General features: G+C 45.5%; 4 protein-coding genes. 3 read left to right on the top strand and 1 reads right to left on the bottom strand.

The genetic code is table 11. The annotated features are described in order from the left end of the window. Positions 1-234 precede the first annotated feature (234 nt). From AKL11_RS07425 to AKL11_RS07415, 3 genes are all read left to right on the top strand, one after another. A complete protein-coding gene (locus AKL11_RS07425; protein ID WP_067515938.1) occupies positions 235-4,605 on the top strand; it encodes an SPM autocatalytic domain-containing protein in 4,371 nt (1,456 codons plus the stop codon). 130 nt (positions 4,606-4,735) lie between these two features. Beyond that, the gene (locus AKL11_RS07420; RefSeq protein WP_157673455.1) at positions 4,736-5,221 is read left to right on the top strand and encodes a hypothetical protein; all 486 of its coding nucleotides are present in this window, start codon (positions 4,736-4,738) and stop codon (positions 5,219-5,221) included. Beyond that, a complete protein-coding gene (locus AKL11_RS07415; protein WP_095210244.1) occupies positions 5,136-6,509 on the top strand; it encodes an HlyD family type I secretion periplasmic adaptor subunit in 1,374 nt (457 codons plus the stop codon). Before AKL11_RS07420 ends, AKL11_RS07415 begins: the two co-directional genes overlap by 86 nt. Before the next feature lie 263 nt (positions 6,510-6,772). On the opposite strand, the gene AKL11_RS24515 is transcribed toward AKL11_RS07415, so the two are convergent. Beyond that, the coding region (locus AKL11_RS24515; RefSeq protein ID WP_172807251.1) for a transposase at positions 6,773-6,901 on the bottom strand (129 nt) is incomplete at its 5' end.

The raw sequence follows: 6,901 nt of genomic DNA, 5'->3' as shown, positions 1-6,901 counted from the left end.
GAACAGTGGCAGGAAAAAAGTCAGGGATGTCTCGGTCAATGGGTCTGAAAGTCCATTTGTTCATTGGCTGGCTGTCTTTTACGATCTTGCGGGTATTATACTCAAAAGTTGTTCTAAGTCCGACAGGCTCCTAGTTAAGTGCCATGCTCGGCACACACGCTTCCTTGCACTAGCCTTCCAAGGGATGAATTCGTTCCCATTCAACTCAGAGTAGAAGGCAGTCAAGTTAGCTTGGTGTCTGATGGAGAAGTTCGAATCTCCCACGACTTTGGTGAACCGTTGAATGATGGACGTATCGGTGTCATGAATAATGGAACTGATACCTCATTCAAACTGGACATGGCACCCAGCAACTGGGCACCCTCCGTTGAAAACTACGACCTGGAAATGAATCAAACCGAAGGTGAGTATGTAACCACCAATGTTCTCGCCGATGCTGTAGACCCACAGAACGAAACCCTCACCATTGAAAGCTTTACCCAACCCGAAAACGGCACTGTAGAAAACAATGGCGATGGCACCTTCACCTATACGCCCAATGATGAATACAGTGGCGTTGATTCTTTTAACTACACAATAAGTGATGGCACGAATGCATCTACCGGTACCATAAGAATGAACGTGATCGCCAATGATGTGTTGGAGATCGATGAAGGTGGTAGTTTCCAGATGGATATTTCTTCTGAACTGGTGGATACCGATGGTTCAGAAACGCTTTCCGTATTTATTGATGGTAATCCAGTAGGCTCTGTTGTTTCTGATGGAAGCAATTCRTTCACCGTAACAGAAGAAAACACYTCAGCAGAAATCACCGAYTGGGATTTAACCCAGATTCAGATCAGCCTTCCCGATAATTATGTTGACTGGTTCCGCCCAACTGTAAGAGCTCGGGCGGAGGAAGAAAATGGTGAGTTCAGTGAATCCACTAACTATATACGGGTTGGGGTTCGCAATGTTAATGATGCACCGGAAACAGAAGACCGGGCAGAAACGATTTCAGAGCACCGTATTCATCAATTTGAAACCAGCGATTTTGAATTTAATGACGCTGACTCTGGTGCTAACTTTGTACGCTTAGAAATAAAATCACTCCCCGACGGTGGTGAGCTCAAGCTCAATGATGATCTGGTAGAGATCGGCCAGCGAATTTCATCCGATGATATAGATAACCTGACGTATACATCAGCCAGAATCGATGACGATACTCAAGTTACTTTCGACTTTACCGTCAGCGATGGTGCACTGGAAAGTGAAACCAAAACTTATACATTAAATATTACTAGTGACGTTGACGAAGCACCCATAGTAGCTGAAGCCACGGATGTGGAAGGCGCAATAACAGAATTAGGTGAAGGTGCATCTGGAGAGAGCACATCCACACTAACGGAAAATGGCAGCTTTACCATCACCGCAGATGATTATCGAAATACCCAATCAGTTGAATTTACTGCCACTGCGACAGACTATCTTGGTAGCTTCAGTGTTAATGTTGGTGATGACACAGCAGGTGATGGCAGTGGTCGAATTGACTGGAACTTTGAGATCGATGATGGCGATCTTGGTTATCTGGCGGAAGGGCAAACCCTGAATCAGACCTATACCGTCACCGTCAGCGATGGTCAGGGCGGAGCCGTGGATCAGGAGGTGGTGATTACCTTGACGGGCACCAACGATGCCCCAACCATCAGTGCCGCAACGGACGTCTCTGCCACGGTGACAGAAATAGCTGAAGATGCAGACGGTGAAAACATCACCGTTCATGAAGAAACAGGCCGTTTTACCATCGCCGACATGGATGACAGTGATAATCACACGGTCAGCGTAAGCGCCAACGGCGACAACTATCGGGGCGAACTGGTATCCACTCTGAACAATGACACCGGCGAAGTGGAATGGAGCTTTAAAATAGACGACGGATATCTTGAGGACTTGACGACAGAGGACGAATTAGATCAGACCTATACCATCACGGTGGATGACGGTAATGGCGCAACCGTCAGCCAAGACGTCACAATCACGCTAACAGGCAGCGATGCACCCCGGGAGAACAGTTGGTCCTGGAACTTTTCATCAGGAACATCTGGTCTAACAGTGGATGGCGGAAGCGTTGGATCTGATTTTGGCGAAACAGCTCTGCAGTTTTACGACGCTCATCACCTCACGACTCATACCGAAGGCTTTGAGAGTGCAACAACAGGCTCGTTTGCCAATCAAACTATCGGGGATTACATATGGAGTGCAGAACGCGATCAAGCACCAGCAACATTAAGTGTAACAAGTAATCGTCCAAACACTGGTAGCGCGTCACTCCATACTGACAATCTCTTCAATTATTTAAAACTTGAGCACAAAGACGGCAATGAATTTAAGCTGGATAGCGCCTACGTCAAGAGTTACAACGGCGCAGGGTCAGGAACGATCAAAGGTTATAACGATGGCGTGTTGCAATATACGCTTAATGTCAACCTTGATGGTACTTTTGATTATGTAAACGGTAATGGAGCCTGGGTTGATTTAGTTGTGTTTGATGAAGTCATCGAAACAAGTAATAGCTGGTTTGTAATCGATGATATTACGTTAACAACAAGAGGCTCGGAGCCTTCATCCAATAGCAGCCTTGACCCACGAAGTGTCACAACATCGACCGTTGATGCGTCAAATAGTGGAACATTATCGTTTAATTTCCGTTATGGTCACGCAAGCAATGGCAGTGATGCAGTAGAAAGTAATGAATACATTCAACTGCAATACTCGACCGATGGTGGCAGCACCTGGACCACCCACCAGAATTACAACAATTCCAGTTATTTTAATGGTGAATGGCACACCATTAATGAAGACCTGAGTGGCAACCTGCAACAGGACAATATCCAGTTCCGCATCCAACAGGTAACGAACTCCGGTGAAGGTTACGACGACTGGGCCATCGATGACCTGAGCATCACGACCACACTGAAACCCACCTCACTAAATGATAATGATGAGATTGCTGGCAACGATACCACCGAATATCTGATCATCAACCACGATGATGTGACAGCCACTGGCGGTGGTGGCGCAGATACCTTTGATTTCAACACCAACGGTTCTGAATCTGATGTCGCCACGCTGACCATCACCGATTTCAATATCAGCGAAAACGATACCCTGGAGCTAAACGATATTCTGGTAGACTCATCCAACAGCCTGACGGATTACGTTGATCTTCGAACCAGCGGGTCAAACACTATTATGGATATCCGCGCAGAGGTCGGGGGAGGGGTGATCAAACGGGTTGTCTTTGAAAACGTCAACTTGTTCACCTATGGCAGTACCGACGATCAAGTACTCAACTATTTGGTCAATAATAACCACCTCGAGTTCAGTACACTGGCCCCCCCTGTCACCATTGACCTCGATGGCGACGGCATTGAAATTATCACTTTGGATGAATCAGAAACTACCTTTGATGTAGACGGTGACGGCAACAGAGAAAACATCGCCTGGGTTGGGGCTGACGACGGTTTCATCATCACCGATCTGGACGGCGATGGTATTTTATCTTCCAGAGAAGAATTATTCATTGCCGAACAAACCACAGAAAACGACACCGATCTGGAAGCTCTGGCTACTCTATACGACAGTAACAAAGACGGCGTTCTGAATGCGCTGGATGACAAGTTCGACGATATTCTGATTTTCCAGGATAAAAACCAGGATGGTGTCGCCGACGAGGGCGAAATTATCACTCTTGCCGAAGCGGGAATTACAGAGATTTCAGTCGTATCAGACAAGCAACAAAAAATACTGGATGATGGCTCAATAATCCATGGCCAAACCACTTATACCAAAGCCGATGGCTCTGAGGGCATTATTGGTGATGTTGAATTAGCTTATGAAGACTCACCACAGGAAGCCACATCAAACTCACCGGAGTTGTTAATATCCCACGCTACAGATAATGAATTGGTTCTTATGTTTTCTGAAACTCTGCATGGTTCAGTGGAAAATGCTGAGTTCACTATCACGATCGATGGTGTCAGCAGAATCGTTTCCAGTGCTGTAATTAACAATAGTGAAGTCGCCATCACCTTTGATGGTCCAGCCATCGAAGATGATCAACAACTGACGTTTGACTACACCGGCAACGCTCTACTCGGCGTGAATGACATCCCGGTGGAAACCATCAGTGAACAGCTTGCCGGATTCAGCCACAGCACCACTAAAAGCCTTGATACCTTGATTGGTGATGCAGATGAAAACACGTTCCATATTGATCATGACGGCGCAACCGTAACCGGTGGCGAAGGTAGAGATGTATTCTTCTTTGATGTGAGCGGTATGGCAGGGGATCCTTCCGACCTTACCATCACAGACTTCAACCAAGAAGCCGGCGATGTGCTGAAAGTGGATGATATTCTGACCAGCTCAGCTGACAGCCTTAGTGAGTTATTCAGTTTTTCCACTACTGGTGCGGATACGATTATGGAAATCCGCCAAGAGGCAGGTGGTGATGTTACCAAACGGGTAACCTTTAAAGACGTTGATCTCACCGGTGGAGGGTTACCTGATGCAGACGTGATTAACAATCTTCTGGATAATGGCAACCTTCAAGCAGACCTTTAGTTATCATCGGATAAAAGCTCTTATCTGAGGTGCCGATAAGCTCTTTCATCAATAGAGCCTATTCGGATTAAACACCTCAGCCATGTCAGATGAAAATCAAGAAAATCCTTGGCCCGGATTCGTGGACATCATGTCCTCGGCGTTGCTTGTGTTTGTCTTTCTTGTTCTGGTGCAGCTGTTGGTCATTGCAGGCATCAGCTTGAAAGTTAGTCAACAAGCAGTAGAGCAGGCATCAAAGAGTAATACAACCCAGAGCACTGATGTGGTTTCCAAGCGCCGGGAAAACGCACAATCTACGGAGTTGGTGCTCACAGATACGAGCATCAAGATTATCTATACACAGCTTGAAACGTTACTTTCTGAGCAGAATAAGGGTCAGTTCAATCAGTGGGTGAAAAAACATAAAGGTGAAATTCTCACCAACCCTATTGTTATTACCAGCTTCCTGAGCATGAAGGATCTCTCTCTCACAACTTCTTCTTTTGTCTCCTACAACCGTCTTATGGACCTTCGGGACAGGCTGATCAAAAATGGACTTCCAGCAAAAAATATTACCGTACGTATCAGCAATAATCAGGAAATTAACAACTACGCAATTATTCAGGTCAGCGAATGATCGTCGTCTGATACGCAAGCTGTTTTCACGCTACAGCCTTGGAGCACTGATATTCCTGGCATTTCTGGTTTTCTTAATCTGGGCCTCTGTCACCTCTATTGATATTTTTGTCCATGGGACAGGGAAGGTCACAGCAGATAGCAATAATAAAATCATTGAACACCTTGAGGGAGGCATTCTTTCTGAGCTCAACGTTTCAGAAGGGCAGAAAGTAACTAAAGGAATGCTGCTTTTCATTGTGGAAAATCCAAAATTAATGGAAGTCACTGAAGTTTTGCAGGAAGAATTATCAGAAAAATACGCCCGAATAAAACGACTACTGGCAGAAAAGCAAGGAAATACCTTTACTCTGGAATCAGTGGTCGATGAAACACCAGAATTAAAAGATTACCTATATAACGAGTGGCAACTATATCAGAACCGCCAACAAGCTCTGGCAGACCAGAGAGCCATCATCGAACAAAAAATCATTCAGAAACAAACTGAGTTTGAAGAGCTTGAGCAAACCACTCGGGATCTTGGCAAAGAGTTGGTCGTTGCCAAAGAGCAAAGAGATATGCTGGAAAGTTTGATGACAGATCGGGCAGGCTCAAAATCAAACCTGTTGGAACGGCGTATGGATGTGTTGCGAATGGAAACACGCATTAATCAATCCAGTCATAAACTAACGGCAATCAGCGCGGAGCTAAAACAGCTAGAGTTGCAGAAAAATCAATTGCAAACTGACTTCAAAGAAAAAGTTCAGGACGAATTCAACCGAGAGATGGCAAAAATTGCCTTGCTCGAAGCTCAGGTTAACGCCTCAAGGCAACGTGAAAGCCGTAGCGAAATCCGAGCTCCTGTCAGCGGCACATTGCACAGATTAATTACCGGTACCGTAGGTGAAGTGGTTTCACCAGGAACAACCATGGCTGAAATCGTTCCTGAAAATGAGCCATTAATGATTGAAGCCAGAATATTGCCCAAGGATCGTGCTCGTATCTGGCCAGGTCAAAAAGCCAATATTCGTGTTTCCGCTTACGATTACAGCAGCTACGGTGGGCTCTTGGGGACCGTTATGGATATCAGTGCAGATACCTTTCAAAGTGAGAACCCGCCTGGGGATTATTATCAGGTATCCATTGCAACGGATGAGTATGGTTTTGGGGCTGACAAACCATTACTGCAAGGAATGACGGTAGACGCCTACATTGTATCTGGTAAACAAAGCGTGCTGGCTTATTTGCTACCAGATGCATTTTCTAAACAAACATTGGATTTGAAATGGTCTGAGTCCGCCACAGACTAACTTTAAAGGTGTAGCAATTATCAGATAGCTAAAACTTAGCATCAACTGACCCCTTCCAAAATCAGCTCACTGACCAATCTTCTGAGTCTAAACGAACTTACCCTTGAGTTCGTTCAATAATCATATTGACGAACAGGCATAAGATCACGATTAGCAACAATAACTAGGCATTGTTCTTTGGGGGGTTAAGACTCAACAACCACCGGCTAAAGCCGGTGGGTTAGATTTACGGACTGAAAGTCCGGATACGCGTCCAAGACGCGTTAGTATTCAGTCCTGAAGCTATCATCTACTTTGGGCTCAAAATGATGATCCAGATACTCCTTGATCATCTCTTCAGTCACCTTTCCCGATGTGACACAAAAATAGCCTCTTGCCCAAAAATGCCTTCC

This window comes from Endozoicomonas ascidiicola (assembly GCF_001646945.1).
Classification (GTDB): domain Bacteria; phylum Pseudomonadota; class Gammaproteobacteria; order Pseudomonadales; family Endozoicomonadaceae; genus Endozoicomonas; species Endozoicomonas ascidiicola.
The sequence above is the reverse complement of the archived record's forward strand: the minus strand, read 5'-3'. Positions and strand labels throughout refer to the sequence as shown.